At 31.2% G+C, this 26,741-nt stretch carries 26 protein-coding genes and 2 other annotated features; of the genes, 3 read left to right on the top strand and 23 right to left on the bottom strand.

From position 1 onward, the window contains the following. Positions 1-98 precede the first annotated feature (98 nt). The 8 genes from EXD82_RS01055 to EXD82_RS01020 form a co-directional block, all read right to left on the bottom strand. Positions 99-968, bottom strand: coding sequence for a YitT family protein (locus EXD82_RS01055; RefSeq protein ID WP_142535060.1), 870 nt, complete (start codon positions 966-968; stop codon positions 99-101). 300 nt (positions 969-1,268) lie between these two features. Further along, positions 1,269-1,961, bottom strand: a complete 693-nt coding sequence (locus EXD82_RS01050; RefSeq protein ID WP_142535059.1) for an LrgB family protein — start codon at positions 1,959-1,961, stop codon at positions 1,269-1,271. After that, positions 1,954-2,322, bottom strand: coding sequence for a CidA/LrgA family protein (locus tag EXD82_RS01045; RefSeq protein ID WP_142535058.1), 369 nt, complete (start codon positions 2,320-2,322; stop codon positions 1,954-1,956). Before EXD82_RS01045 ends, EXD82_RS01050 begins: the two co-directional genes overlap by 8 nt. A gap of 81 nt (positions 2,323-2,403) precedes the next feature. Beyond that, on the bottom strand, positions 2,404-3,792 hold the full coding sequence (locus tag EXD82_RS01040; RefSeq protein WP_142535057.1) for an aldehyde dehydrogenase family protein: 1,389 nt from the start codon (positions 3,790-3,792) through the stop codon (positions 2,404-2,406). 52 nt (positions 3,793-3,844) lie between these two features. Beyond that, entirely contained in the window at positions 3,845-5,263 is a 1,419-nt protein-coding gene (locus EXD82_RS01035) for a VanW family protein (protein WP_246081980.1), read from the bottom strand. 17 nt (positions 5,264-5,280) lie between these two features. After that, on the bottom strand, positions 5,281-6,714 hold the full coding sequence (locus EXD82_RS01030) for a hypothetical protein (protein ID WP_142535055.1): 1,434 nt from the start codon (positions 6,712-6,714) through the stop codon (positions 5,281-5,283). A 225-nt stretch (positions 6,715-6,939) separates the two neighbouring features. After that, positions 6,940-7,284 carry a hypothetical protein gene (locus EXD82_RS01025; protein ID WP_142535054.1) on the bottom strand — a complete coding sequence of 115 codons (345 nt, stop codon included), beginning with the start codon at positions 7,282-7,284 and terminating at the stop codon, positions 6,940-6,942. 98 nt (positions 7,285-7,382) lie between these two features. Then, a complete protein-coding gene (locus EXD82_RS01020; protein ID WP_142535053.1) occupies positions 7,383-7,853 on the bottom strand; it encodes a pyridoxamine 5'-phosphate oxidase family protein in 471 nt (156 codons plus the stop codon). 166 nt (positions 7,854-8,019) lie between these two features. After that, positions 8,020-8,265: a binding site (T-box leader), on the top strand. Positions 8,266-8,396: 131 nt separating this feature from the next. On the opposite strand from EXD82_RS01020, the gene EXD82_RS01015 reads away from it, so the two are divergent. After that, positions 8,397-8,930, top strand: coding sequence for a tryptophan transporter (locus EXD82_RS01015; protein WP_142535052.1), 534 nt, complete (start codon positions 8,397-8,399; stop codon positions 8,928-8,930). 88 nt (positions 8,931-9,018) lie between these two features. Here EXD82_RS01015 and EXD82_RS01010 read toward each other — a convergent pair whose 3' ends face one another. The 4 genes from EXD82_RS01010 to EXD82_RS00995 all read right to left on the bottom strand — a co-directional run bounded on the left by EXD82_RS01010 (position 9,019) and on the right by EXD82_RS00995 (position 12,634). Beyond that, complete coding sequence (locus EXD82_RS01010) at positions 9,019-9,624, bottom strand: ribonuclease H1 domain-containing protein (protein WP_142535051.1); 606 nt, start codon at positions 9,622-9,624, stop codon at positions 9,019-9,021. A 70-nt stretch (positions 9,625-9,694) separates the two neighbouring features. After that, positions 9,695-11,047 carry an MATE family efflux transporter gene (locus EXD82_RS01005; RefSeq protein WP_142535050.1) on the bottom strand — a complete coding sequence of 451 codons (1,353 nt, stop codon included), beginning with the start codon at positions 11,045-11,047 and terminating at the stop codon, positions 9,695-9,697. A gap of 74 nt (positions 11,048-11,121) precedes the next feature. Next, the gene (locus EXD82_RS01000; RefSeq protein WP_142535049.1) at positions 11,122-11,940 is read right to left on the bottom strand and encodes a MerR family transcriptional regulator; all 819 of its coding nucleotides are present in this window, start codon (positions 11,938-11,940) and stop codon (positions 11,122-11,124) included. Positions 11,941-11,965: 25 nt separating this feature from the next. Continuing rightward, positions 11,966-12,634 carry a Dph6-related ATP pyrophosphatase gene (locus tag EXD82_RS00995; RefSeq protein WP_174919119.1) on the bottom strand — a complete coding sequence of 223 codons (669 nt, stop codon included), beginning with the start codon at positions 12,632-12,634 and terminating at the stop codon, positions 11,966-11,968. 159 nt (positions 12,635-12,793) lie between these two features. Here EXD82_RS00995 and EXD82_RS00990 point away from each other — a divergent pair, with 159 nt between their 5' ends. Next, the gene (locus tag EXD82_RS00990) at positions 12,794-13,735 is read left to right on the top strand and encodes a TIGR01212 family radical SAM protein (RefSeq protein ID WP_142535047.1); all 942 of its coding nucleotides are present in this window, start codon (positions 12,794-12,796) and stop codon (positions 13,733-13,735) included. A gap of 45 nt (positions 13,736-13,780) precedes the next feature. On the opposite strand, the gene EXD82_RS00985 is transcribed toward EXD82_RS00990, so the two are convergent. The 10 genes from EXD82_RS00985 to asnS all read right to left on the bottom strand — a co-directional run bounded on the left by EXD82_RS00985 (position 13,781) and on the right by asnS (position 23,824). After that, positions 13,781-14,557 (bottom strand): ABC transporter permease, encoded by a 777-nt coding sequence (locus tag EXD82_RS00985; RefSeq protein WP_142535046.1) that lies wholly within the window; start codon positions 14,555-14,557, stop codon positions 13,781-13,783. Beyond that, positions 14,551-15,252 carry an ABC transporter ATP-binding protein gene (locus EXD82_RS00980; RefSeq protein ID WP_142535045.1) on the bottom strand — a complete coding sequence of 234 codons (702 nt, stop codon included), beginning with the start codon at positions 15,250-15,252 and terminating at the stop codon, positions 14,551-14,553. The genes EXD82_RS00985 and EXD82_RS00980 overlap by 7 nt, the downstream gene beginning before the upstream one ends. Next, positions 15,252-15,620, bottom strand: a complete 369-nt coding sequence (locus tag EXD82_RS00975) for a GntR family transcriptional regulator (protein ID WP_142535044.1) — start codon at positions 15,618-15,620, stop codon at positions 15,252-15,254. Before EXD82_RS00975 ends, EXD82_RS00980 begins: the two co-directional genes overlap by 1 nt. 170 nt (positions 15,621-15,790) lie before the next feature. Next, positions 15,791-17,287: a glycerol kinase GlpK gene (gene glpK, locus EXD82_RS00970; RefSeq protein WP_142535043.1), complete on the bottom strand. Its 1,497-nt coding sequence runs from the start codon at positions 17,285-17,287 to the stop codon at positions 15,791-15,793. 101 nt (positions 17,288-17,388) lie between these two features. After that, positions 17,389-18,141 carry a copper homeostasis protein CutC gene (locus EXD82_RS00965; RefSeq protein ID WP_142535042.1) on the bottom strand — a complete coding sequence of 251 codons (753 nt, stop codon included), beginning with the start codon at positions 18,139-18,141 and terminating at the stop codon, positions 17,389-17,391. A gap of 66 nt (positions 18,142-18,207) precedes the next feature. Continuing rightward, positions 18,208-19,095: an alpha/beta hydrolase gene (locus EXD82_RS00960; RefSeq protein ID WP_142535041.1), complete on the bottom strand. Its 888-nt coding sequence runs from the start codon at positions 19,093-19,095 to the stop codon at positions 18,208-18,210. A 134-nt stretch (positions 19,096-19,229) separates the two neighbouring features. Beyond that, positions 19,230-20,075, bottom strand: a complete 846-nt coding sequence (locus tag EXD82_RS00955) for a MurR/RpiR family transcriptional regulator (protein ID WP_142535040.1) — start codon at positions 20,073-20,075, stop codon at positions 19,230-19,232. A gap of 28 nt (positions 20,076-20,103) precedes the next feature. After that, complete coding sequence (locus tag EXD82_RS00950) at positions 20,104-20,769, bottom strand: N-acetylmannosamine-6-phosphate 2-epimerase (RefSeq protein WP_142535039.1); 666 nt, start codon at positions 20,767-20,769, stop codon at positions 20,104-20,106. A gap of 263 nt (positions 20,770-21,032) precedes the next feature. Next, complete coding sequence (locus EXD82_RS00945) at positions 21,033-22,280, bottom strand: hypothetical protein (RefSeq protein ID WP_142535038.1); 1,248 nt, start codon at positions 22,278-22,280, stop codon at positions 21,033-21,035. Between the two features lie 146 nt (positions 22,281-22,426). Continuing rightward, a complete protein-coding gene (gene asnS, locus EXD82_RS00940; RefSeq protein ID WP_142535037.1) occupies positions 22,427-23,824 on the bottom strand; it encodes an asparagine--tRNA ligase in 1,398 nt (465 codons plus the stop codon). A gap of 109 nt (positions 23,825-23,933) precedes the next feature. Further along, positions 23,934-24,177, bottom strand: a binding site (T-box leader). 135 nt (positions 24,178-24,312) lie between these two features. Between asnS and EXD82_RS00935 the strand changes: the two genes are divergently transcribed. Continuing rightward, positions 24,313-25,425, top strand: coding sequence for an AI-2E family transporter (locus tag EXD82_RS00935; RefSeq protein WP_142535036.1), 1,113 nt, complete (start codon positions 24,313-24,315; stop codon positions 25,423-25,425). A 46-nt stretch (positions 25,426-25,471) separates the two neighbouring features. On the opposite strand, the gene EXD82_RS00930 is transcribed toward EXD82_RS00935, so the two are convergent. After that, on the bottom strand, positions 25,472-26,734 hold the full coding sequence (locus EXD82_RS00930; RefSeq protein ID WP_142535035.1) for a hypothetical protein: 1,263 nt from the start codon (positions 26,732-26,734) through the stop codon (positions 25,472-25,474). Between the last annotated feature and the right edge of the window lie 7 nt (positions 26,735-26,741).

The following is a 26,741-nucleotide window of genomic DNA, read 5'->3' as shown; positions in this document are numbered from 1 at the left end:
AAAATCTTTTTAATCTGCTTATATTATATCATACATAAAAAAGATAGCATAAATATTTCTTAAAATATAAAAAGACCGGCTATAAAACCGGTCATATATTATAAATCTTTTGCTTTGAAACCTCTACCTTTTACCTCTGTTATATCATTGACTGATATAAAAGCCTTATTATCATATTTCAGAGATATTTCCTTTATTTTTGGAATCTCATTAGTAGAAACCACTGTATATATTATTCTCTTTTTATTGTGTGTATACGCACCTTCTGCTTCAAGGAATGTGACACCTCTTACGATTTCCTGCATTATATGCTCAGCTATTTCATCGTAGTTATCAGAAACTATCATAACAGCTTTCTGAGAGTTCATAGCATCTTTTACGAAGTTCATTGTAGTAACGTTCATGAATATACTGATAAGTGTATAAAGTGCAAGATCAAGTCCAAACAGAAAACTTCCGACAAATATTATTACGGCATTTATTGCCATTGTTGTGTCCTTCATTTCTATATTTCTTTTTACTTTCAGTATGGCTGCAATTATATCTGTTCCGCCTGTAGATGCCTTTGTTCTAAATACAAGTCCTACCCCAGCTCCAGAAAGCAGTCCTCCATATATAGCCTGAAGAATTACATCATTCTGTATTGGTATAATCTGTGATACATCTGATGTTATACCAAGCATAAAAGAAAATATTGCCATGTTTATAAGGCTAAGAATACAGAATTCCTTCTCAAGATATATAAATCCAAGTATAAATACCGGCATATTTACAATAAATGTAAGAAGACCTATATTAATTCCTGTAAGATAGTTTATGGCTGTAGATATTCCGGTAGCTCCCCCACTAAGAAGATGTGCTGGTCTTAAAAATCCATTTACTCCTATAGATGTTATCAACATTCCCAGAAGCATCGCTCCGAATCTTAGACTGGGATATTCTTTAAGAGTATCTTTGACTTCACTCATTTTTTTCCCTCCAAATTGTTTTTACATCATATATTATAATCCATTCAGACATTTTGTCTAGTATTTTTTATTTTGTAATTGTGTTAATATACAGCTTTTATATTAACTTTAATTTAGGATTATTTTCTTTTTTATGAGTAAATTGGAATATCTTTTTTAATTCCTGCATTAGAGCTTGTTTTTGTTGCATAAGTGACGTATTTATGAATTATTTTTATCCTTTATTTCATTTTTATGAATTATAAAAACTATAATATTTACATTTTTTATTTTTATTGTGTTTTTATTTTTTTGAAATATTTACCGCATAAATCTCAGTATTATAGGTATAAGTATTACTGTAAGTGTTCCCGATATACCTATTGATAAACCACTCATTGCTCCTTCAACTTCTCCCATTTCGATTGCTTTTGTCGTTCCCAGCGCATGAGAAGATGTCCCAAGAGCTATACCTCTCGCTATTGGATGCTTTATCTTTCCAAATCTGAATACTATTGGCGATATGATTGCTCCTAATATTCCTGTACATATTATTGCAACAACAGTTATTGATTCTATACCTCCAAGTGTATTAGCCAGAGATATTCCCATCGGTGTAGTTATTGATTTAGGGAAAAGTGAATTTATCATATTCTGCTCTGTATTGAAAAGCAGTCCCATAATTTTTACTGATACAAATGAAGCTGCAACACCAACTATAATACCTGAAATTATTTCAACCATATTTTTTCTGAAAAGTTCAAACTGCTTATAAAGTGGAACTGCTAAAACTATTGTTGTAGGTCCCAGGAAAAAATTTATACTATCTCCACCGATTTTATATGCCTTATATGGTATATGAAATATACTCAGAAAAATTATTATAGAAAGAATTGCTATAAGAAGCGGATTAAATACAGGATTTCCTGTTTTTCTTTGTATATATCTTCCCATATTATAAAAAAGTATTGTAACTATAAGTCCAAATATTGGTGTTTCAAAAATATTATACATTCTTTTTTCCCTCCTTTCGACTCATCATAACTTCAACTACAATTCCTGTAACCCACATTACTATTACTGTAGTTATAAATATTGTTGCTATAAGTACTATTATATTACTTTTTATAATATCTAATGATGTTATAAGAGATACACCGGCAGGCACAAAGAAAAGTGCCATATTATCAAGGAAAAATGAAGATATACTATCTACACTTTCTATACTTATTACTTTTGTCTGAAGCATTATAAAAAGCAACAACATCCCTATTATGCTTCCCGGTATAGCTATAAATCCCGAAATTAAAGAGCTTATATATTCCCCTATTGCCCATATTCCTAATATCACTGCAAGCTGATTAAAAACTTTCATTGTCTACCTCCTTTTTCTGACATATTCAAAACTATCATATATATTATATGGAGTCAACTTTTATTTTAATATATAATATATTTATTTCCACCTTGCCAGTTTCATCATTTTTCTTATTTTGTCTGATTTTTCTTTCGTATATGGAGGATATTTTAATTTTATTTCTGATAATGAAACTGATTTTACAATAGACTTTTTATGAGAAAAAGTTTCAAAGCTATATTTTCCATGATATGATCCTATACCACTTTTTCCTATTCCTCCAAACGGCATATTATTCATAGTGCAATGTATTATTGTATCATTTACACATCCCCCGCCAAATGATACATTTTTTATTATATTTTTTTCAAACTGTACATCAGTAGTAAAAATATAAAGTGCCAATGGATTTCTGTTTTTATCTATGATTTCATATATTTCGTTTTTTCTTTTATATTTTATGACCGGCAAGATAGGCCCAAAGATTTCCTGTCTCATAATTTCCGAATCCATATTTTCTATATTTACAATAGTAGGTTCTATTTTCAGAATTTCTGAATTATAATTTCCACCATAGATAATATTTTCATTTTCTATAAGTTTTAAAATCCTATCAAAATTTCTTTTGTTGATTATACCTGCGTAACTCTCTGACATAATAGGGTTGTCACCATAAAATATGTTTATAAATTTTATACACTGTTTCACAAATTCAGAGTACACCGATTCTTCTACAATTACATAATCGGGAGCAACGCATGTCTGACCGGAATTTATCAGTTTTCCCCATATTATTTTCCTTGCTGCTGACGATATATCCGCAGTTTCATCTATTATACAAGGACTTTTCCCTCCAAGTTCAAGTGTATATGGTATAAGTCTTTTTCCTGCAGATTCAGCCACTAGAGCTCCTATTTGTGGACTTCCCGTAAAGAATATATAGTCTACATCAGAATTCAGAAGTTTTTCGCTTTCATCTGATTCACCATAGAAAACACTCACAAATTCAGGTTTATAAATTTTTTCTATAATTCTTTTTACTACTTTCGCTGTATTAAGTGCATATTCAGACATTTTTACAATGGAACAATTTCCTGCTGCAATACTCCCTATTAGCGGTATAATTGACAGCTGTATCGGATAATTCCAAGGTGATATTATAAGTACTTTCCCGTATGGTTGTTTATATATACGATTTTTAGAAAATGGATTTATCATATCCATTCCTGTTTTTTCCACTCTGCTCCATTTTTTTATATTTTTTATCATGCTTTTTATCTCTGATTTAATTGGCTCTATCTCTGTAATAAAAGTTTCCCGAATTGGCTTTTTGAAATCCATATAAACTGCCTCTGCCAATTTTTCCTCATCTTTTTCAACCGAACTATATAACTTATCTAACATATCAATTCTAAATTTAATATCAAGTGTTTTTCCTGATTTAAAATATTCATCCTGTTTTTTTATTAAATCATCTATATTTTCCATAAATTCCTCCTAGAATATTTTATATTATAAAAGCAGCCGTAAGGCTGCTTTTTTATACAGTAGTTTTATCTGTTTCATTATCCAGAGTTGCCTGGTTTTCATCTCCAGTTGAAGGTTTCTCTTCCGGTTTTGTTTCTGGTTTTTCTTCCTCTTTAGGTTTTGTTCCTACATATACAAGACCATCTCTCTTAGGATAATATGATGTTGATATTTTTTCTTTCTTTATCTGTTTACCGTTTTTATCTTTGAATATTCTATATGTTACAACTGTATATCCATTTCTTGGACTCTTGTCCACTTCCTTTTTGCCTTCTTCAAGATCCTTTTTCTCAACCTCTTTTGTCTGAGCCGCATTTACTCCTATAACTGAAGTTGTTATTTCAACATTCTGCTCATCTGAACTATTTCCAAATACCTGACATACTATAGTATCGCCTGAAACATAGTTCTGAATATATATATTATGTTTATATGGATTTTTAAATACAAAATCTATTCCACTATCAGTTACAGTTGCATCTCTACCCATACCTACATATGAAGATGGTATACTATGGTTTTTAACATTTACTATTTCAAGTCCTGATTTTAAAACTGCATTATAAAGAGTTGATGAAACCTGGCATACTCCACCACCAAGATCCTGTTCCATTTCTCCCTCCATTATTACAGGCGCATTTTTATATCCGTTTTCAGCACTTCTTTTTCCTACAACTCCGTTGAATGAATATTCCTGACCTGGTTTAAGAATAACCTTGCTTGATGCCTCTGTTGCTACTCTTATGTTATGGCTTCTATTCTCATCTGACATTCTGAATGTAGTCATTGATGTTCCTAAAACTGAATCTATTCCTTTTAAATCTGATGTCGTTATCTCTGCTGTTTCTGTATCCACTGCCACTTCTGACTCAAATTTATTTTTTGATAGACTATTTTCCATATTTTGTCTTGTTTTTTCTATATTTACTGATATTCCATCAACATCTTTTTTCAAAGTAGTTTTTCCATCAGATGTTTCAAATCTGGCATCTTCTTTTTCTTTATTTATTTCCTTTGTTTTTTCCTCTATTTCATTATCAGCTTTTTTCTGATTGTACTCTGTTGCTATATAAATATTTTCTTTGTGTCCAAATCTTGAACCAAGCATAGATACCATATTTTTTAAAGTACCTTCTTTTCTATTTACATCATATGCATCCTGCACAGTCTTATCCAGATTATATTTGAAATCTATATCTTTAAGCTCTATAGAATAGCTTTTTTCATTATACTCTAAATTGAACGTATCCTCTGTAAATATCTTTATTTTGGATTTAGCCTCGTCTTTTGTCAGACCTCCTACATCTACTCCATTTATTATTGTATTTGGCGCAATCTTATCCCGTTTTACCATATATATTGAAAATCCGCCTGCTGCAATTACTATTACTGCAATTGCGGCTGATATTGTTATCCGTATTTTTTTATTCATCAAAACTCACTTGCCTCCTAATATTGAGATATTTTATTATTTTGGAATATATATACCTGACTATTGTACATATTTACACAATAAAGTTCCTTTTTACTGAAAAATCCATTATCACATAAAAAATAATAATATGTTTCTTCACTTGATGACGTCATTTCTGAAATGCTTTTTTCTGAACCTGTATAATGTTCCGCTTTTGAAGTATCTATTTCTTTTATATTTTTATAATTTATTTTCTTTTTTTCAAATTTATCTTTTAAAACTTTTTCTGCATCTGTTTTATTTATTGAAAACTCAATATTTCCATCTGTATTAACTCTAAAATAATCCTCAGTATAATCTATGTTATAAGATCTGTTTTCACCTTTGTATGAATATACCTTTTTATCTTCAGGATTTACAAGTATTTCATCAATAACCTTTTTATTTTTCATAACCTCCGCATAATAATATTTTTTACCATTATACATCTGAGGAAGCATACTTACTTCTATATCCTTTGATTCCACACCTGAAACATCGCTATATATTTCTTTTATATCAGATGTCTTTAATGTGTATACAGATACTTTTTCACTGTATGTTTTAACAAGTTCATTTACTTTTTCGTCATCAGGATAGTATTTTTTCACATATTCAACATACTCTAATGCAGATTCATAATCTCCATCGTTTGAAAATGATTTAGCCTGTTCTATATAGTAGTCATACATTTTTTCAATGCATTCATCTTTTTTCTTTTGTGCCGATTTATAACATTTTTCATCATCTTTTATGACTTTATCATAATCTTCGATTGCCTGATGGTACTGATATTTTTCCTGTTTACCAACTGCACTTTCATACATTTCTCTGGAGTTACTTATAAATTCTATATTTTGTCTATATGTTTCCACTTTTGCACTCATTCCATTTATATAAGACATCATATCAACAAGCGATATGGCTGTATCATATTCAATTTCGGATTTATTGTACATATCAGATGTTTTTTGACAAAGTGATTTTATCCTATCTCCTTTTATCTCAACTTTTCCCATAGCATTTATTATGTTTATATATCCTGAAATAAGATCCTTTGAAGTTCCACCTTCTATAAACGATTCTCCGGATTCAGTTATGAATTTTTCAAATTTCGATGCAAGGCATTCATTAAATTTACTCATTTCTGAAACGGAAAACCGAGTTTCTACATTTTCATAATAGTCAAGAGATACTGCATATTCTCTCTGTTCTATAAGTGACATTAGATGGATTGCCTTCATATCATACTTCATAAATCTACCTGCAAAAAAAATTATTATAGCTGCAACTATAAGCGCCACAAGAAATTTATAATTTATTTTAAACTCCGGTATTTTATAATATAAACTCTCTATAATAGAGCTTTTTTTCTTTCTATTTTTATATTTTTCATTTTCAGACTCTTTTATCCAATCATCTATTTTCATAAGTTCTCACCCGCATAATTTATTATTCCGACAATATACAGCACTTTCTTATTATAACATAAAATTTAAAAGCAGTATTAAATTTAAAAATAACAAGATTGTAACCCATGCTGTAAAACAAACCTATTTATACTATATCTTATATATAATCAAAAAAGAGCAAGCTATATATTAATATATAAAAGCCTGCTCATATTTTTTATCATAAAATTAAATTTTGATACGTTAAGAAACCTTTCTTCTATACATATCAGAGTATGATACCCGAGGTCTTGTTCCTGTTTTTGAAACTCTGTTTGTTTTGACAGTTCTTTTTCTTGGAACTCTTTTTATTCTATCTATATTTCCAAGACACATAAGTATAAATAACCGTAGAGACGATAATACTATTCCAACTATATAATAAAAAAAGTCTATATTCACACCAGTTAAAGTATTTGATACTCCAAGAAATAATGCCACCACAATACATAAAAATACTGATATCATTCCGTAACGTGCAATTCTCTTAAGATATAATTTCCAATATCTTCTAAGATTCCCAACTTTTGATCCGATCCCTGCAAACAAACCTTTCACCTCCTCTGACAGTATAGTATATACATTTATATAATAACAATTTTTTTTGTATATTGCAAGAAATCATTAAAAACACTTCATTTTAATATCTATTCAGCCGATTTTGCGGACATGTTTTCTATATTGATACCTACAACCACTACTGCTGATGATGCTTTATCTATATATTCAGCTCCCTCTTTTCTGAATTCTGCTGAAAATTTGTCTATTATAGCATCAAGAGCTTTTCTCTTTTCAATTTCATCAGATACTATATATGCTCTACCAAAAATTACTGCACTTTTATATCCTGTAGCAAATTTTGATGGTCTTATTTCATATTCAGATACCGCACAGAATGACACTTTATCGCTTTTCTTAATACTTTCAATTTTGTGCCCTTCTAAAGCACTGTGAAAATATATTTTTCCATCTGCATATACATGGTTTACCGGTATTACATAAGGATATCCATTATCTGATGATATAACAGAAAAATATCCTACTTCTGATTCTTTTAATATTTTTTCCCCAATTTCATTTGGTATCTTTCTATCTTTTCTTCTTATCTCTCTAAACATAATATTCTCCTTTCTTTACAAATCTATACTATAATTTATTCCATATATATTCTGAAATTCCTTTAAATAGTTCTGTTTTTTCGAAATATTATTTCAATTCCATCAGAATTATTTTTTTCTTATTGACACTGAATTATTTTTATCATATTATATACACAACAACAAATTAAATTCTATGACAGGGATTAGTAGCTGTTTTGATTTCATCACAGAGAATCGGTAGTGGTGAGAGCCGATATGAATAGATTCAGTGAATGGACCCTCGAGAATCAGATTGAAATCTTTTGAAAGTAGACTCTGACGTCTGGTGCACGTTATCGCACACAGGATATGTTAGTATCCTTGATGAGATGTATTTCTGTAATGGAAATATAATTTAGGTGGCAACGCGGATTTATACTTCGCCCTATATATAGGGCGGAGTTTTTTTATTTTCAGGAAAGGAGGTGCCCGATATGATGTGAACTTCAGAAAAGACTGATTGTGACTGGATAAACTACTTTTTAATGATAAAAAACTTTTATATAAACGGAGGATTTAAAAATGAAAACAAATACAAAAAAAATGGTTCTAAATTCAATACTTCTTGCTATAGGTCTTTTACTACATCAGCTTACACCTGCACTTGGACTTCCAATGCAGCCGGATCTGGCACTTCTTACAATGTTTATGATAGTTCTTCTTAATAAAGATGATTATAAAAGCTGTCTTCTTGCGGGAATAATAACAGGTATATTTGCTGCTCTTACTACAAAATTTCCTGGAGGACAGATACCAAATATAGTTGATAAAGTTATATCTGTAAACTTTGCTTTTATTGTCGTATACATGATATTCAATGCTCCTTTTGTAAAAAAAATGGATCCTAAAAAAATATCAAAAATTGCAAACATAGCAATATGTTCACTTGGAACTCTTCTTAGTGGTACAGTATTTCTTCTTGTTGCACAGTATATAGTAGGACTTCCTGCAGGATTTTCTGTATTATTTGTATCAATAGTTATACCTTCTACAATAATAAATCTTATCGCAGGAATAATTCTTTACAGTGTTCTTTCAAGAGTTGTAAAAAACTAAGCCTTATAATTTGAAATTATCATTTTATAATATATATCCTGTGTATAAAAAAAGAATGATGCACCAAATCTGGTGCATCATTCTTTTTTTATACACAGGAATCCAAGACTCCGTTCTTGGCAAGCTCATCAGCTATATCATTATATTTATTTCCACTGTGTGCTGCTACTTTCACGAATCTCACATTCAGTTTTCCCTTTATTTTATTGTAAAAATCTTTATACTTTATAGTACCTTCTTTATTTGCTTTCCATTCACCGGTACACCAGTTTTCAATACCTTTATAGTCATAATAAAGTATAAGATTTTTCTCATTATTTTCTATGCAATAATTCATAGCATACTCTGATGCCATAATTTCTCCTGCAACATTTCTCATAGTTACATATTCCGGACTGTTTCCTCCAAAATATTTTTTATGGACTATCTCTCCATTCTTCAGAATAACTATTCCAGATCCATATCTTTTTATAGAATGTTCATAACTTCCATCAACATATGCTTCTATATAATCTCCTTCTAATTTTGTGTTCTTATTTTCAGGATATACAAATTGTTCCGCTTCTTCATATGTAGTAAATCCTTTGAATTCCGCACCTTTATATCCGCTTATATGTCTTTTGCATTCATCCCATGAATCAAATATTCCTGTTTTATATCCTTTTCTTACACCATAGAATTTCTTCTTAGCCAATTTTTTCACCTCATCCAATATAAATACAGAAACTAATCTGCAAATTATATTTTATCAGATAGACATAACTTTACATAGCAGGAATTGAATCTGACACTGAATTTATTTTCATCTTTAATATAACAAAAGCTATTATCATACATACGCCTTCTGAAAGTATAGTAGAGTACCATATACCCTCTCCACCAGCTATTGCTATCATTATAAATAATGCTGCAAGAACAAGTACAAGACCTCTTCCAAGAGATATTACTGTAGCAAGTGAAGGCTTTTCAACAGATACAAAGAATGCAGATATTATAACGTTGAATCCCATAAAAAGGAATGATACAGAATATATTTTAAGTACTCTCACAGCTTCTGAAAATACTGCAGTTTCTGAAGGATCTATAAAAAGCCCCACTATAAATCCTGGTAAAACCATACATATAGCAACTGATGCTATTGCCGCAACTACAACTGCTTTTAGCGCCATCTTCAGTAATTTCTTCATATTTTCTGTTTTTTCTGCTCCAAAATAAAAACTTACAAGCGGCTGCATTCCCTGTGCAATTCCCATCATAGTCATAAGTATAAGTGTATTTACATAGTTAAGTATACTGTAGTATACAACACCCTGTTCTCCTATATACTTTGTTATATTTATATTGAAAAGCATTACAACTATACCACAGCTAAGTTCCGTAGTTGAATCAGGAAATCCTATAAACATTATTTTCTTTATATCATGAAAATCAATTTTGAATTTCGAAAAATTAAGTGTGGAATTTTTCCTCAGAAAATGTGTAAGGAAAAATACTGTTGAAAATACCTGAGAAAGACCTGTAGCTATTGCCGCTCCCTGAACTCCCCAGTGAAAATGCATTATAAATATATAATCAAGAATTATATTGCTTATTGCTGATATTATAACTCCAACTGTAGCCATAGCCGGGAAGCCATCTGTTTTTATTATTACTTCAAGTGAATAAGATACTATAAAAAATCCATTGAACAACGCTATTATTCCAAGATAATTCTTTACATATTCTACAGTGGTTTCCGTAGCCCCAAGAAAATATGCTATATTATCCAGATTAAAGTGGACAAGTGCCATTATTGTTATAGAAAGAATTACTATAACAGCTGTATTCATACTGAATACCTGATTAGCAGACTTTATATCTTTTCTTCCAAGGTGAACTGCTATTATTGTAGAAGCTCCTGTAGAAAACATAAGTGATATTGCAAATATAAAATTTATAAATGGCATAGATATATTAACTGCTGCAAGCGCAGTCTCACCAACTCCTTTTGCAACAAAAATTCCGTCTACCATTGTATACAGTGAGAAAACCCACATTGCAACCACCGACGGTATCATATACCTAAGAAATCTTGTTCTAAGACTAATTGACTCATCATATAATAATTTAGCATCCATTTTATATACTCTCCTCTCTCTTCATATAAAATGATAAACTATGGTATTATACCAAGGTCAAGTTTTTTTATATTTTATTTTTGTTTCTTTCTTACCGGAATCTGTATTTCTGTTATGAATTCATCAAAAACTCCTGTTTCATGTATATCTATTTTGTATATTTCAAGAGGACCACCTACAGCTTCAAGATTATTTTTATCTATATATTTCTTCATTCTTTCGAGATAAATATGATTCTTCCGATAATCACCCTTATATTCCATTGTTATATATTCACCTTCTTCAAGGGTAACATTATAAACTTCTTCGTCATCATCAAGTAAACAGAATATGGATTTAAATACATTATTTTTACCGTTTTTCAGGGCATCTTCTGAAAAGAAAGAACCTATATTGTTATTTCCCAGTATGTCAAATCGACCTTCATACTCACTTTGAAGTTTCTGTACACAGAAATCAAATTCCGCATCTCTTTTTATATTTATATTCAACTCTATTGCCTTTCTTCTTGGAATATATTTAAGTACTATTTTTTCATATTCCACATCGGATTTAGCCTCTTCAATTGCATTGATTCTATGTATTATATTCGCTCTTTGCTTTTGCATTTCTTCTATCTTTTTTTCTGTAAGCTTTAGCTCTTCTCTCAATATATTTTCAGTTGTCTGGAGTGTTCTGTTTTCAAGATATTCTTTTATCTTTTTCATCGAGAATCCTATACTCCTGAGTTCTTTTATAAGATTTAATTTATATAGATCCTGAATACTATACATTCTATATCCGTTTGTATCTCTTTCGGGACTGAGTATTCCTATTTCTTCATAGTACATTAGAGAATCTCTCCCAAACCCATATATTTTTGAAATTTCTCCTATCTTATAATAATCTTTCATGTTGACTTCTTCCTTTCAGATATATCTATATCATCTTAAGTATGGCACTGTTATACTCTCTTTCTATTATAATTTCTCCGTTCTCATCCTTTTGTGGAGATATATCTATCCGCTCTTTAAAAAGTGGACCCGATACAACAATTGTATGGTATTCACCATTTTCACCACATAAGTCTATTCCTTTTTTTCTGAATTTTTCAATTGTATCTTTGTTGATATGCAGTCCAAGAAACGTGTCATCCAGATAGTCTGCATTCACTTTTTTTATTATTCCATCAAAACCGGAATCTATAAAATCCATTACAGCCTTTTCCCTATCTATGTTTTCAAGAGGCATTACAGCAGTCATACCGGCTTTTTTGCATCTGTCTATATTCCATCTTAGGTGTTCTTCTATATCTATATCACCAAACACACATATATTTACACCTTCCTGCCTGAATTCCATTAGTTTTTCTTCAAAACTTTTTTCATAATCTGATATTCCACATTCAACACAATCTATTCTTACTCCAAGTTTTTTTCGGTATTCATCTATTATCTTTTTCTCTATTGAATGCGTCCATGATCTATTTCCATTATCTTTGACTGTCATTATAAGTGCATATGGCTCATATCCTTTTTGTATCATTCTGTACATAGCCATTATACTGTCTTTTCCTCCACTGAATGATAGTACAAATTTATTATTCATAAATTCCTCCGTAATTATAAATATTTTCAGCATTAATATGTATTATAACATATTGATTATAAATAGTTGAAATCGCATATATTCAAATTTGATATGGATTTATACACATATAATCTGATATATTATATATTATGAAATTATTCATTGAGAGGTGTTCATATGGAAAAATTCAAATACGCTTTTGATTCAAATAAAAGATATCATACATGGAATTACTGTCTTAGACAGACTTTTGGAGAAAAAGTATTTAAAGTATCTTTAAATGCCGGATTTACTTGTCCAAATGTGGATGGAAAAGTCAGCCGAGGCGGTTGCATATATTGTAGCAGAGAGGGTTCAGGGGATTTTGCTGGAAATCCGGCAGACAGTCTCAGAAAACAGTTTACCGATATAAAAGCAATGATGCATAAAAAATGGCCTCATGCAAAATATATAGCCTATTTTCAGGCATTTACAAACACTTACGCTCCTGTTGAAGTACTAAAGGAAAGATATGAAGCTGTTTTAGATTTTGAGGATGTTGTTGGAATATCAATATCAACAAGACCTGATTGTCTTCCTGATGATGTGGTTGATTATCTTGCCGAGCTTAATAAAAGAACAAATCTCTGGGTAGAGCTTGGACTTCAGACTATACATGATAAAACATCTGAAATTATTAATAGAGGGCACACCTATCAGGATTTTCTTGACGGACTGAAAAAACTACAGGACAAAAATATTAAAGTTGTAGTACATATAATAAATGGCCTTCCCGGAGAAGATAGAGATATGATGATGCAGACTGCAAAAGCTGTTGCAGATATGGGAGTAGATGGTATAAAAATCCATCTTCTTCATGTGATAAAAAATACTCCTCTTCGGAAGTTTCTTGAAGATGGCAGAGTTGTTCCTATGGAAATGGACGATTATATAAGTCTTGTATGTGATCAGCTTGAAATTCTTCCACCTGAAATGGTTGTTCATAGACTTACCGGTGACGGAAAAAGAGATGAACTTCTGGCGCCTATGTGGAGCCTGAAAAAATGGGAGGTTCTAAACCGGATAGACGATGAAATGAAAAGAAGAGGAACTTTCCAGGGTTCAAAATATAAAAAATAAAAAACAGGCTGTAGTATTGATTAAACTACAGCCTGTTTTTTAATTCTATTCAAGATTTAATTTGTTTTTCAGTATATATACTGTTCCAAAGAATAATATAAGCGATACAACAACAGACATACCTATTGAAACCATCCCTACAGGTTCTGTCCACATATTCATTGAAAATGTTTCCGCATTTCCTCCAAGTAAATTTATTATGAAAGATGTAAGAGACGCCCTTGCTGAGTTTATAACCATAAAACCTATAACCGCTGCGATTGTTCTTTTGTTTCTGAAGATTCTAAGCTGCCCAAGAGATATAGAAAAATATATTGTAAGAATAAATACTATATATCCAAACATTATATCCACAAAGTAGAACACAAAGTTCATTACTATATCTTTTGAATTCATAAGTTGTGCTGTTAAATAGCTCCATAAATTCCGTAAACCATCATTAAGCAGAGGTAAAACTCCACTAAGCAGCATTATTATTACGAAGGCTATCATAACAACAATTGTGCTCAAAATTATATATATAATTGATGAAATCACCTTTGATAAAACCAGACTCTCGACTTTTACAGGAAGTGTAAACATAAGATATCCCTCATCCTTTAAGAGGTTCCTATTGAATCTGTTTATTATCATAAGTACAGTTACAACAGTAAGCGCAACCATTAGCGATATAAATATGATTATTGCAAAGCTTCCTATCTCTGCCATATCATATATCCCAAACATACCTATAATAAATGACATCCCCAGGATTGCTGCATATAGAGGCAGAAACGTCCTCATTGTAGATTTAAGTTCATATTTTAATAATTTACCTAGCATCTGAATTCCTCCCTGAAAATTGAGTCGATTGATTTTCCTTTTTCTTCTCTTATCTCATCAACATTTCCACTTAACGTTACTGAACCGTATGCAAGGAAAATAACCTCATCACATATATTTTCTATTTCACTTATTAAATGTGTAGCTATTATAAGCGTACTGTTTTCTGAAAAATTCTGTAGTATTGTCTTCAGTATATAAGCTCTTCCTGCCGGATCAACTCCTCCTATTGGTTCATCCAGTATATAAACTTCTGCTTCTCTAGCCATTACAAGTATAAGCTGTACTTTTTCCTTTGTCCCTTTTGATAGGTTTTTTAACTTTTCTTCCCGGTCTATATTTAGATTTCCAAGCATTTCAACAGCTTTTCCCATATTGAAATCATCATAAAAATCCGAAAAAAACTTGAGAATATCCTTTACCTTCATCCATTCATTGAGATATGTTCTTTCAGGCAGATAGGATACTATTTTTTTCGTTTCAATCGATGGTTTCAATCCATTTATATTAACCTCTCCACCATCTGGCTGTAAAAGACCATTTATTATTTTTATAAGAGTACTTTTCCCACTTCCATTTGGCCCAAGTAGCCCAACTATTTTCCCTCTTGGTATATTTATATCTATACCTTTTAAAGCTTCTTTATTTCCATAGCTTTTTTTAAGATTTTTTATTTCTATTATATTTCTATCCATCACTGTTCCTCCTTTATACTGTTTTTAATAAGTTCAAGTATCTGATTTTCATCATATCCGATTGCTTTAAGATTAATCATGAATTTTTCAACAACCTTTCCAGCAAGCTCTTCTTTTATAGACTCTATTCTATCCGCATTCTCCGTCACAAATTTACCTATAGTCCTTCTAGTCTCTATAAGTTCTTCTTTTTCCAGTTCTGATAGAGCTCTTTGTACTGTATTTGGATTTACCTCTGCTTCTTCTGCAAGATTTCTTACTGTTGGAAATTTTTCCCCTGGTTTTATTTCACCAGATACAATTTTTAATTTTAGAACTTCCAGAAGTTGTATATAAAGAGGTCTGTTATTATCAAAATTCCATGCCATAATAGATTCCCTCCTAGTAATTAGCTTATTCTTATGTATATTGTATTGATTTATTAGTACAATAATACTATTATTTCCATATTATGTCAATAATTATGGCGGTATTTCAGATTCATACACTATAAAAATTAAAAAGGAGACATATTATAAATGCCTCCCTCTAGTTAACTTTATTCTTCCCACGCAAGAGATCTTGATACAGCTTTTTTCCAACCATTGTATCTTTTATTTCTATCAGATTCACTCATTGCAGGTGAAAATTCTCTATCACATCTCCATACTGATTTTATCTCATTTTTATCTTTAAAATATCCTACAGCAAGACCAGCAAGATATGCTGCTCCAAGTGCTGTAGTTTCCACAATTTCGGGTCTGTCTATTTCCACATTTAATATATCTGACTGAAACTGCATAAGAAAATTATTTTTACTTGCTCCACCATCTACTTTAAGCGATTTCAGTTTTATTTTTGAATCATTCTGCATTGCTTCAAGAACATCTTTTGTCTGATATGCAATTGATTCAAGTGTTGCTCTTATAAAATGCTCTTTTTTTGCTCCTCTTGTAAGTCCTACAACAGTTCCTCTTGCGTACATATCCCAGTAAGGAGCTCCTAATCCTGTAAATGCAGGCACAATATAAACTCCATTTGTATCATCTACTCTTGATGCATATATTTCACTATCAGCTGCATTTTTAAGCATTCTCATTTCATCTCTTAACCATTGTATAGATGCGCCACCCATGAAAATACTTCCTTCAAGTGCATATTCCACTTTTCCATCTATTCCCCATGCTATTGTTGTAAGAAGTCCATTTTCTGATTCAACCGGCTTATCTCCTGTGTTCATAAGAAGAAAACACCCTGTTCCATACGTATTTTTTGCTGTACCCTCTTCAAAGCATGTCTGTCCAAAAAGAGCCGACTGCTGATCTCCTGCACACCCTGAAATAGGTATATGAACATCTGCAAACATAGATGGCTCTGTATATCCATATATACAGCTTGATGGTTTCACTTCAGGAAGCATTGATTCCGGTATTCCAAGTATTTCAAGTATTTCTTTATCCCAATTCAAAGTATGTATATTAAACATCATTGTTCTTGATGCATTCGAGTAATCTGTAATATGTACCTTTCCTCCTGTAAGCTTCCATATAAGCCATGTATCAACCGTACCAAACAGAAGCTCTCCTTTTTCAGCTTTTTCTCTGGCTCCTTTTACATTATCAAGTATCCATTTTATTTTTGTAGCAGAGAAGTATGCATCTATTATAAGACCTGTTTTTTTTCTTATAATATCACTGAATCCTTTTTCTTTTAGTTCTTCGCATATTTCAGATGTTCTTCTACACTGCCATACTATTGCATTATACACAGGTTTTCCAGTATTCTTATCCCATACAATTGTTGTTTCTCTCTGATTTGTTATACCTATTGCCGCTATTTCCTCGGGATTTATACCCGCTGTATCTACAGCTTCTCTCAATACCCCACTTTGTGAGCCCCATATTTCCATGGCATCATGTTCGACCCATCCTGGATTTGGATATATCTGTCTGAATTCCTTTTGGGCTGTTTTTATTATATTTCCATTTCTATCAAATATTATACATCTGGAACTCGTTGTTCCCTGATCCAGAGATATTATATATTTTTTCTCCATAAAAACTCCTCCTTGCAAAGTGTCACTTAAATCATGAAAACGATTTTTAAATATCTAAAAAAAAGAGCCCTGAAACAGCTCAGGCTCTTTTTTAATATATCCTATTTTCTGTTTGCATCTATAACATCTCTTGCCTGTTTTATTTTGTCAGCACTTGTCTGAATTATTTCATATTCGCTCATCATAGGAAGCCCCATATTCACACCTTCTTTTCTATACTCCATTTTACTTTCAAGAGTTACCTTTCCTGACAGATGGAATGCTGTGGCCTCAGTATCCTTCATAAAATCTCTTATGACATCAGCATTAACACCGCTTCCTACAAGAATTTCAATGTCATCACCGGCTTTTTCAACAAGTTCCTTTATAAGTTCCTTCCCTTCAGGAGCAGTATTTTTATGTCCTGATGTAAGTATTGTTTTTATTCCAAGCTGTTTGGCCTGTTCAAGCGATTCAAACGGATCTCTTGTCATATCGAAAGCTCTATGAAGGCTTACATGCATATGTCCGGCTTCATCTACAAGCTCTTTCATTCTCTCCATATCAAGTGTTCCATCTTCTTTAAGACATCCAATAACTACTCCATCAGCACCCGCGTCTCTAAAGGCCGCTATTTCTGATTTAAGTATCTTGAATTCATTTTCAGTATAATTAAAATCTCCAAATCTAGGTCTTAAAAGAACAAATATATCTATGTCTGTCTGTTTTCTTATTTCTCTGTAAAGCTCCATACTTGGAGAAGTTCCACCTATTATAAGGTTAGCTGCAAGCTCTATTCTATCAGCCCCACCTTTTTCAGCTTCTATAGCTGATTCAACAGAATCAACACAACATTCTAATACATACTTTTTCATATTTTCCTCCGTATATGATATATTAAATACATACATTTTAATTTTTAAATATTATTATCAATATAATTATATCATATTTTTATTTATAAACGAATCTATACTATCTACTGTTATATTTTGTTGTTCTTCTTCTGATATAACAGCCTTATTATCTCCTTTTTGATGCCCATAGTCTCCAAACTGACAATGATTTCCTCCTTCTATCTCTACATACTCTGTATCGTTAGGAAGATACTTCTCTGAATCAACCAGTTTTTTAAAATCTATAACTCCATCTTTACTTCCAGATATAGATAAAACTTTTACTCCATTGTCCTTTATATTGTCATTTGAAGGATATGACGCAAGATAAACCAAACCTTTTATTGAATCTATATTCTCAGCTGCAGTAGTAGCAGCTACTCCTCCAAGAGAATGTCCAACTATAACCCAGTTTTTTATATCTGTTTTTTCGTTTATTATATTTTCTGCACTTTTTGAAGATAGTATTGCTATATTAAATGGCATATCCACTGTATACACCGGATATCCTTTCTCAGCAAGTTTTCTGGCAAGAGTGGCATATGCATTTCCCTCTACCTTCGCACCTGGGTATATTATTATACCTGTGTTTGATTTATTCTGATTTGGCATAAACTCTGTTACTTTTCCTTCTATAACTGTAACTTCTTCATCTGATTTCAACGCTTCCAATGCCTTTTGACCTGGTTTATATGAATCAGATATCCAAAATCCTCCCGCAAGAATTACCAGAACAAGTATCGCAAGAACTACCTTCTTTATTTTTTTCATGGCAATCTTTCTTTTTCTTGCTTCCGCTTCCTTTTTTTCTTTTTCTAATTCCTCTTCAGTTATCAAAGGTGTTTTAAGCTCCATTGTAAGACTGAATGTATCATATTTGCTCTCTTTTTTATTTTTTCTTTTTCTTATCTTAGAGCTTTTATTTTCTCTCATCAATATTACCTCCAGAATCAATCTATTATTATAGTTTAACTTAATAAAATTATTTTTTCAATGAAAGTAATTAGATTTTTATATTATCTTAAGATATTTAAAGGCTATCTCCGAAATTTGAGATAGCCAATTTTTTATTCATTATATAATTTAATTGCATCTGTGGTTTTTATTTTTATTTCTACAACTTTCTCAGCCTTTATTTTTACAACTTGAGTATATATAACATCCATTATAAAAATTTGTGCCAGTTTAGATGATATTGAGCCAGTTTCAAGAACACTTTCTCCAGATATATAACCAAAATTAACATCGGAAAGTTCTCTAAGTTCCGAGTCTTTTTTTTCTGTTATCGATAATATGCCAGCACCGTTTCTTTTTGCCATATCTACTGCTTTTATTATTTCCTTTGTTTCACCTGAATGTGATATAGCAACAATAACATCATCTTTATTCATAAGAGATGACATCATTATCATATCGTGAGTACTACCTGTTCCCATACAGTTAAAACCTATTCTCATAAATTTATAACTTGAATCAATTGCGGCTATTCCTGAATATCCAACACCTATAAAATATATCTTATTAGCTTTTATAAGCATATCAGAAGCTTTATCAACATCTTCTGGAACTATCGAGCCACATGTTCTTTCAAGCGTTCTTATATTAGAGCTTAATATTTTATTCATACTTTCATACACTGGTTCATCATTTTCAATACTTTTATTTATTATCTTTCTATTTCTTGCACTAGATATTTCCTGAGCAAGTGTTACTTTAAAATCCTGCAGTCCATTAAATCCCATTTTTTTAGAAAATCTTGTTATAGTAGCCTCACCTATACCGCTTTCTCTTGATATTTGTGATATGGATTTATAAAATACATCTTCTATATTACTTTTTATGTATTCCATTAATATTCTGTCTGATTTCGTCGCCTTAAATTCGGGCTCTTCAAGCTGATGAAGTATACTCATATTTGATTTTTCCATTTTATTATAATTTTTATTTTATGGCATTTACAAATTTTTCTGTTATAAGTTGTGGTCTTGTTATAGCAGAACCAACTACTGCAGAATATACACCATGATTATAAACCTCTCTAAGATCTTCAGGAGTATTTATTTTTCCTTCTGCTATTACTGGAATTTTCATATCATTTACAAGCCTATCTATAAGTTCAAAATCTGGACCTTCTTTTTTGACAGAATATGGAGTATAACCTACAAGTGTTGTCGATATACAATCAGCACCAAATTTCTGTGCTATTACTGCCTCTTCATATGTAGATATATCAGCCATAACAAGTACATTATTTTCTTTTATGTATTTTATAAGTTCTTCAAGACTTTCATTACCTGGTCTTTTTCTGTCTGTACAATCAAGTGCTATCATCTCGCACCCAGTTTCTAGAAGTTCATCCACTTCTTTTTTTGTTGCAGTTATATATATATCTGAATCATCATAATTTCTTTTTATTATCCCTATTACAGGAAGTCCTGTAACTTTTTTTATTTCTATAATATCCTCTACTCCCTGAGCTCTTATGGCCTTTGCTCCTCCCTCTTTTGCAGCACTTGCCATCTTACCCATTACAAATGAACTATGTAAAGGTTCTTCCGGAAGAGCCTGACATGATACTATAAGGTTTCCTTTTATTTTATCAAACATTGTAACAGCTCCTTTTTTGAAATTTTTTTTCATTTTTATATGTTAATTATATCATTGAAAAACTTTTTCTGCAACAAAGTTATTATATTTTATATTTCTTTTATTTGTAAATAATATATTATAAATATATTTAAAGAAAATTATTTTCAAGTTCTATAAACTATATTTCAATATTTTCTATATAATTTAAAAAAAATTATTTCATATATCTACCTTTATCATAAAGAAAGCAGACTTAGTTCTCCACCAGTCTGCTTTTTATATTATTTTACCTCTTCATATTCCACATCATATATATGTGTTTCTTCAGAGTTATCATATTTTTTCCATTTTTTATCATAGGCTCTGTCATTCTCATTTATTTCCTCATCTGGATTTGAAAACATATAACCTATATACATCATCACAAATGAAATGATAGCCGAACATATAAACATAGATATTGGACTTATACTATATATCATCTGAGTTTCTATAATACCTATATCAATACCTATGTCACTTATATCCATATTTATAGATGCAAATCTCGCTATTATAGATATCATAAACGCATATATTACAGCATTGGCCATAACACTCTTTTTATCTTTTATTTTTGTTCCTTTTATAATTAACATAATCCAGATTACAGAAACAGATAACATTAAAAATAATCTCATATCAGTGTTTATGTTTCCAGTAAATATATTTAAAGCTGATATACTCCCATTAGATATACCTATATTTCCTCCTGATGCTATCATTATAATATATGCACCTATCTGAGCAAATGAGACAACTTTTGGATATCCTAATACAGAACTTCCTGCAAATACAGCTGGTTTTAAAAATATTATTACAAGTGCAATCAAAGCACTTATTCCAAGAATTGATAATACAAATTTTACCGTACCAGTAAATATATCAATATATTCATTCTCTCCATTAAATTCCTTTTTCCAGTTTGCAGCCATAGTTGCCAGAACTGCAATTATAAAAGAATTTGCAAATACTGATATAAATGTATAACCGAATGATATATAAACAGAACTAAACATCATATCTGAACCAGTTTCTACTTTTAACTTTGAAAATACCGATATGATAGACATTATTAATGCATAATATAACCCGGTTTTAAGTGACGCCGCTATATTTTCTCTCGATGAGTTTATATATTTTCTTTTATATACAGCCAGATTTACGATCATTAGAAGTAAAAAATTCGCGGCTACAGCAATAAATATTCCCATATCTATATTACTTCTGAAAAGATCTAACTGCCCGACTACATTTACCTTTATTTTTCCGGCTACTGCAAGGAACATCATTTGAAGCGGTGATAATACAGCCTCATTGCCTCCGGAAAATCTCATATATCCATATATTCCTATGCTTATAATTCCCAGGATAATTGCTGAAATCGCGGCTACAGCAACCTCTTTTTTTTCAAATCTTACATAGTTTTTAAAATATTCTACCCTGCTGCCGAATTTTTCATTAAACTTTTCTTTATAATTTATGTCCATCTTATCGTCTCCTTCTTTATTTGATATGGATATATTATCACTCAAATCTTAACTCAAACTTAAGAAATAAAAATATATAAAAATCCCCCCGGATACAAGAAAATAAATTCTCAAATCCTGGAGGGATGTATTTTTTATATTATTTTTTAGAATTCAGCATTTTTAGGAGTTCTTGGGAATGGTATTACGTCTCTTATGTTTGACATACCTGTCATATACATTATGATTCTTTCAAATCCAAGACCAAATCCTGAGTGAGTAGCTGTTCCATATTTTCTAAGTTCCAGATACCACCAGTAATCTTCTTTATTAAGTCCCATTTCTTCCATTCTGGCTAGAAGAACATCCTCTCTTTCCTCTCTCTGAGAACCACCAACTATTTCTCCTACTCCTGGAACAAGAAGGTCCATGGCTCTTACTGTTTTTCCATCTTCATTCATTCTCATGTAGAATGCTTTTATATCCTTTGGATAGTCAGTTACGAATACTGGAGCTTTGTATATCTCTTCAGTAAGATATCTCTCATGCTCTGTCTGAAGGTCGCATCCCCATTCAACAGGGTATTCAAACTTATGTCCTGATTCTATAAGAAGTTCAACCGCTTTTGTATATGTTATTCTTATGAAATCTGAGTTTACAACATTGTTAAGTCTTTCAAGAAGACCTTTATCTATGAAATTATTGAAGAACTGCATTTCTTCTGGAGCATTTTCCATTACATAGTTTATAACGTATTTTATCATGTCTTCTGCAAGTTCCATGTTGTCTTCAAGGTCTGCAAATACTATCTCAGGCTCTATCATCCAGAACTCAGATGCATGTCTTCCTGTATAAGAGTTTTCTGCTCTGAATGTTGGTCCAAATGTATATACATTTCTGAATGCAAGTGCCATTATCTCTGCGTTAAGCTGTCCAGAAACTGTAAGATTTGCTTCTTTACCGAAGAAGTCCTGAGAATAATCTATCTTTCCGTCCTCTGTTTTTGGAGGGTTTTCAAGATCTAGAGTTGTTATTCTGAACATTTCTCCTGCACCCTCGCAGTCACTTCCTGTTATGATTGGTGAATGTGCATATACGAAGTTTCTATCCTGGAAGAACTTGTGTATAGCATATGCTGCAAGAGATCTTACTCTGAATACTGCTGAGAATGTGTTACTTCTAGGTCTTAGGTGAGCTATTGTTCTAAGATATTCCATAGTATGTCTTTTTTTCTGTAGAGGATATGAGCTATCTGACTCTCCTTCTACAACTATATTTGTAGCATGTATTTCTACAGGCTGTTTTGAACCCTCTGTAAGTACAAGTTCTCCTTCTACAAGTATTGATGATGATATAGGAAGTTTTCCTATTTCTTTGAAATTATCAAGTTTTTCATCAAGAACTATCTGCATATTCTTAAAGAAACTTCCGTCATTAAGTTCTATAAATCCAAAGTTTTTTGACATTCTTGATGTTCTTATCCATCCTGCTACCTTTACTGTTTTACCTGCATATTCTTCTTTGTTTCTGTAAAGGTCTTTTACTTCTAAAAATTCCTTCTGCATATTATCCTCCCGTTTTATATTTTCTGATTAAATTCAGATATAGTCTTTATTTTTTCAGAAGTGTCGATATCAAAACACATACTGAAAATAAAAAAAACCTTTCATCCCTAATAGGGACGAAAGGTATAATAATCTATCGCGGTACCACCCTGATTGCTGTAAATACAGCCACTCTACGAAGCCTGTCAGCTTCCTGGACTTTATCGGTTCCAATCCGCCTGAGCCTACTAAATATAATTGTTCGGTCAGGTGCTCCGAGATGTTCTTCAATATAATATCAGTACCGGATTTACAGCATACACCAGCTCTCTGTAACTGAACAGAATATCTACTCTTCTCTTCATAGCATTTAATCTTTAAATATATTGAAATTATATCAATATTATAATTTTCAGTCAAGTGATTTTATTAAATTAAAACTCTTGTTTAATACATTTAAAAAATGTATAATTCTTATTAACAGCCTGGTAAAGGGAGGTGAATACTAGTTGAATGGTCGTTTTGACGATAAAAAATTCTATATAAATATAGTTATTACTGTGCTAATTACATATATACTTATAAAATGCATCGATAACTATCAGTTTTTCTTTGATAGCCTTAATCTGTTTATAGGTATACTTACACCATTTGTAATAGCATTTATACTTGCATATATATTCAATCCAATAATCAATTTCTTTGAAAAGAAACTGAAAACAAAAAGGACTATATCGCTTTTGATTATATATGCTTCGCTTATACTTATTATAATAGGAATACTCATACTTACACTTCCTATTATAGTGGACAGTGTTATCGATATAGTAAACAATGCTCCTATATACTTCAATAAAACCGAGAATTTCCTTATAGAGCAGTCTAAAAATCTGAAAAATATAGATGCCAATACTATGAGGGAGCTTTGGGAAAAATTCTCAAAAATGATTCCTGGTATAAGTAGTATCCTAATCGGATCCATCGGAGAAATATTCAAAAGAACATTTTCTTTTGGACAGTTTATAGTTAACTTTGTTCTTGCATTTATCATCTGTTTTTATATTCTTCTTGAAAAAGAAAAATTCGGAGATTTTGCAAAGAAAGTTATGTATATAGCATTAGGAAAAAGAAAAGCATCTATTGGAATAGAGCTTGCAAGAACGCTTAACGAAAATGTAGGAAAATATTTCACAGGAAAAATTCTGGATTCTATAATAGTAGGTGTACTTTCAGGTATAGGTTTATTTTTCCTGAAATCAAAATATGCACTACTTTTCGGAACTCTTATGTGTATCATGAATATGATTCCTTATTTTGGTCCTGTTATAGGTATGGCTCCTGTTGTGATTATAAATATGTTCTATAGTCCACAGACAGCGCTTTTCTGCCTTATATATCTGCTTATTGTACAACAGGTTGAAGTGGCATTCATCGAACCGAAAATTGTCGGCGGACAACTTGGTCTTAGCCCTTTTCTTACAATACTCGCGGTTACCATAGGTGGAGGCTTTTTCGGTATTCCGGGAATGATTCTTTCGACTCCTATAATGGGTGTATGTAAGATTTATCTACTTGCATATATAAACTCAAGATGTGAAAACTCAGAAGATTGTTCTTCTTAATATAATTTGAATAAAAAATGTGAAGGTATAACTACCTTCACATTTTTTATTGTTCATTATCTTCGCTTTCGTCAGTATTATCTTCTAATGGATATTCAGATGTCTTTATATATATACTGTCATTTACTTTTGTTTCCTGTCCATCGCCTTTTCCTTTTATGTAAATCTGTATATTCTCTCCTTCAGCACCTGTTATTTCTTCATTTATTTCTGTACTCATTTTTGAAGATGATCCAGCTTCAATGGATTTTATAAGTCTATACGATTCGTCCTTTTCGCTGTTTTTCAAATAAACATCATACGAATCTACACCATTTACTGAATCCCAGGAAATATTTATGATAAGCATATTTCCATTTCTTGTACATGTATAAGAAATATTTTCTATATACGTATTTTTTATAGATTTAGGCTTAACTGTAATTACTACTGTCTTTTCCTTTTCACCACATTTTACGGTTATTTTTTCTGTACCCTCTTTTACTCCAGTTACTTTTCCGGAAGACGATACTCTGGCATTTCTATATGATTTACTTTGACTGTATTCATAATATATTGTTGGATGTTCAAGACCCTTTGGATCTGTAGTTATTTCAGGTTTTATATAAACACTCTGACCTTCTTCAACTTCTAAATCTGATTTCACGTCTATTTTACTTACTTTCGCTTCAATTTTAAAAGTTGTTTCCACAGTCTTATCGCCGCATATTGCACTTATAGTAGCCTTTCCTACTCCGACAGCATTTACTTTTTTGCCATTTACTTTTATCACTTTTTTATTGCTGCTTGTATATTCTGGAGTATAGCTTTTTTCAAATTTTTTGTAATCAGATACATTTACACTTCCTATTATTTCAGCACTATCTCCGACATATTTTATATCATTTGAAAAGTCTATATCCAATGATTCTATTTCCGGATTTACAACTTTTATCGCTGCTTTTTTCAAAACTCTGTTTTTTTTCATTACAGCAACGGAAGTATATCCTTCTTTCATAGCAGTTATATTATCATCTTCTATTTTTACGACTCCACTGTCATCAAGCACATTGAACCATAATTCAGGCTCTTTTGCATATCCTGGAAATTTTATATAATTTCCTGCTGAAATTTCAACAGTATCATGAAGTTTTATCACATATTTATCCATTTCTTTTATATAGTTTCCACCTATGATCTGAACCTCTACTCCTTTTACGAGAGGGCTTATTATCCCATATGAAAAAAGAAGATACTGGACAATAAAAATCACTGGTATCGCTATTATAAGGATAATTTTCTTCGTTCTTTTGTTTAATGATTTTATCATCTGCATC

The organism is Peptacetobacter hominis, assembly GCF_006861675.1.
GTDB classification, from domain to species: domain Bacteria; phylum Bacillota; class Clostridia; order Peptostreptococcales; family Peptostreptococcaceae; genus Peptacetobacter; species Peptacetobacter hominis.
The sequence above is the reverse complement of the archived record's forward strand: the minus strand, read 5'-3'. Positions and strand labels throughout refer to the sequence as shown.

What these genes read in the sequence shown, in the direction of transcription:
- EXD82_RS00990 (WP_142535047.1), top strand. Translation starts at nt 12,794, where the DNA reads ATGGAAAAATTCAAATACGCTTTTGATTCAAATAAAAGATATCATACA.
- glpK (WP_142535043.1), bottom strand. Translation starts at nt 17,287, where the DNA reads ATGGAGAAAAAATATATAATATCTCTGGATCAGGGAACAACGAGTTCC.
- EXD82_RS00960 (WP_142535041.1), bottom strand. Translation starts at nt 19,095, where the DNA reads ATGAGAGAAAATAAAAGCTCTAAGATAAGAAAAAGAAAAAATAAAAAA.
- EXD82_RS01050 (WP_142535059.1), bottom strand. Translation starts at nt 1,961, where the DNA reads ATGTATAATATTTTTGAAACACCAATATTTGGACTTATAGTTACAATA.
- EXD82_RS00950 (WP_142535039.1), bottom strand. Translation starts at nt 20,769, where the DNA reads ATGTTTGATAAAATAAAAGGAAACCTTATAGTATCATGTCAGGCTCTT.
- EXD82_RS01045 (WP_142535058.1), bottom strand. Translation starts at nt 2,322, where the DNA reads ATGAAAGTTTTTAATCAGCTTGCAGTGATATTAGGAATATGGGCAATA.
- EXD82_RS00930 (WP_142535035.1), bottom strand. Translation starts at nt 26,734, where the DNA reads ATGATAAAATCATTAAACAAAAGAACGAAGAAAATTATCCTTATAATA.
- EXD82_RS01040 (WP_142535057.1), bottom strand. Translation starts at nt 3,792, where the DNA reads ATGGAAAATATAGATGATTTAATAAAAAAACAGGATGAATATTTTAAA.
- EXD82_RS00985 (WP_142535046.1), bottom strand. Translation starts at nt 14,557, where the DNA reads ATGCTAGGTAAATTATTAAAATATGAACTTAAATCTACAATGAGGACG.
- EXD82_RS00980 (WP_142535045.1), bottom strand. Translation starts at nt 15,252, where the DNA reads ATGGATAGAAATATAATAGAAATAAAAAATCTTAAAAAAAGCTATGGA.
- EXD82_RS01000 (WP_142535049.1), bottom strand. Translation starts at nt 11,940, where the DNA reads ATGAAAGATTATTATAAGATAGGAGAAATTTCAAAAATATATGGGTTT.
- EXD82_RS01005 (WP_142535050.1), bottom strand. Translation starts at nt 11,047, where the DNA reads ATGGATGCTAAATTATTATATGATGAGTCAATTAGTCTTAGAACAAGA.
- EXD82_RS01030 (WP_142535055.1), bottom strand. Translation starts at nt 6,714, where the DNA reads ATGAAAATAGATGATTGGATAAAAGAGTCTGAAAATGAAAAATATAAA.
- EXD82_RS01015 (WP_142535052.1), top strand. Translation starts at nt 8,397, where the DNA reads ATGAAAACAAATACAAAAAAAATGGTTCTAAATTCAATACTTCTTGCT.
- EXD82_RS01020 (WP_142535053.1), bottom strand. Translation starts at nt 7,853, where the DNA reads ATGTTTAGAGAGATAAGAAGAAAAGATAGAAAGATACCAAATGAAATT.
- EXD82_RS00995 (WP_174919119.1), bottom strand. Translation starts at nt 12,634, where the DNA reads ATGAATAATAAATTTGTACTATCATTCAGTGGAGGAAAAGACAGTATA.
- asnS (WP_142535037.1), bottom strand. Translation starts at nt 23,824, where the DNA reads ATGCAGAAGGAATTTTTAGAAGTAAAAGACCTTTACAGAAACAAAGAA.
- EXD82_RS01035 (WP_246081980.1), bottom strand. Translation starts at nt 5,263, where the DNA reads ATGAATAAAAAAATACGGATAACAATATCAGCCGCAATTGCAGTAATA.
- EXD82_RS00945 (WP_142535038.1), bottom strand. Translation starts at nt 22,280, where the DNA reads ATGGACATAAATTATAAAGAAAAGTTTAATGAAAAATTCGGCAGCAGG.
- EXD82_RS00975 (WP_142535044.1), bottom strand. Translation starts at nt 15,620, where the DNA reads ATGGCATGGAATTTTGATAATAACAGACCTCTTTATATACAACTTCTG.
- EXD82_RS01055 (WP_142535060.1), bottom strand. Translation starts at nt 968, where the DNA reads ATGAGTGAAGTCAAAGATACTCTTAAAGAATATCCCAGTCTAAGATTC.
- EXD82_RS00955 (WP_142535040.1), bottom strand. Translation starts at nt 20,075, where the DNA reads ATGAGTATACTTCATCAGCTTGAAGAGCCCGAATTTAAGGCGACGAAA.
- EXD82_RS00965 (WP_142535042.1), bottom strand. Translation starts at nt 18,141, where the DNA reads ATGAAAAAGTATGTATTAGAATGTTGTGTTGATTCTGTTGAATCAGCT.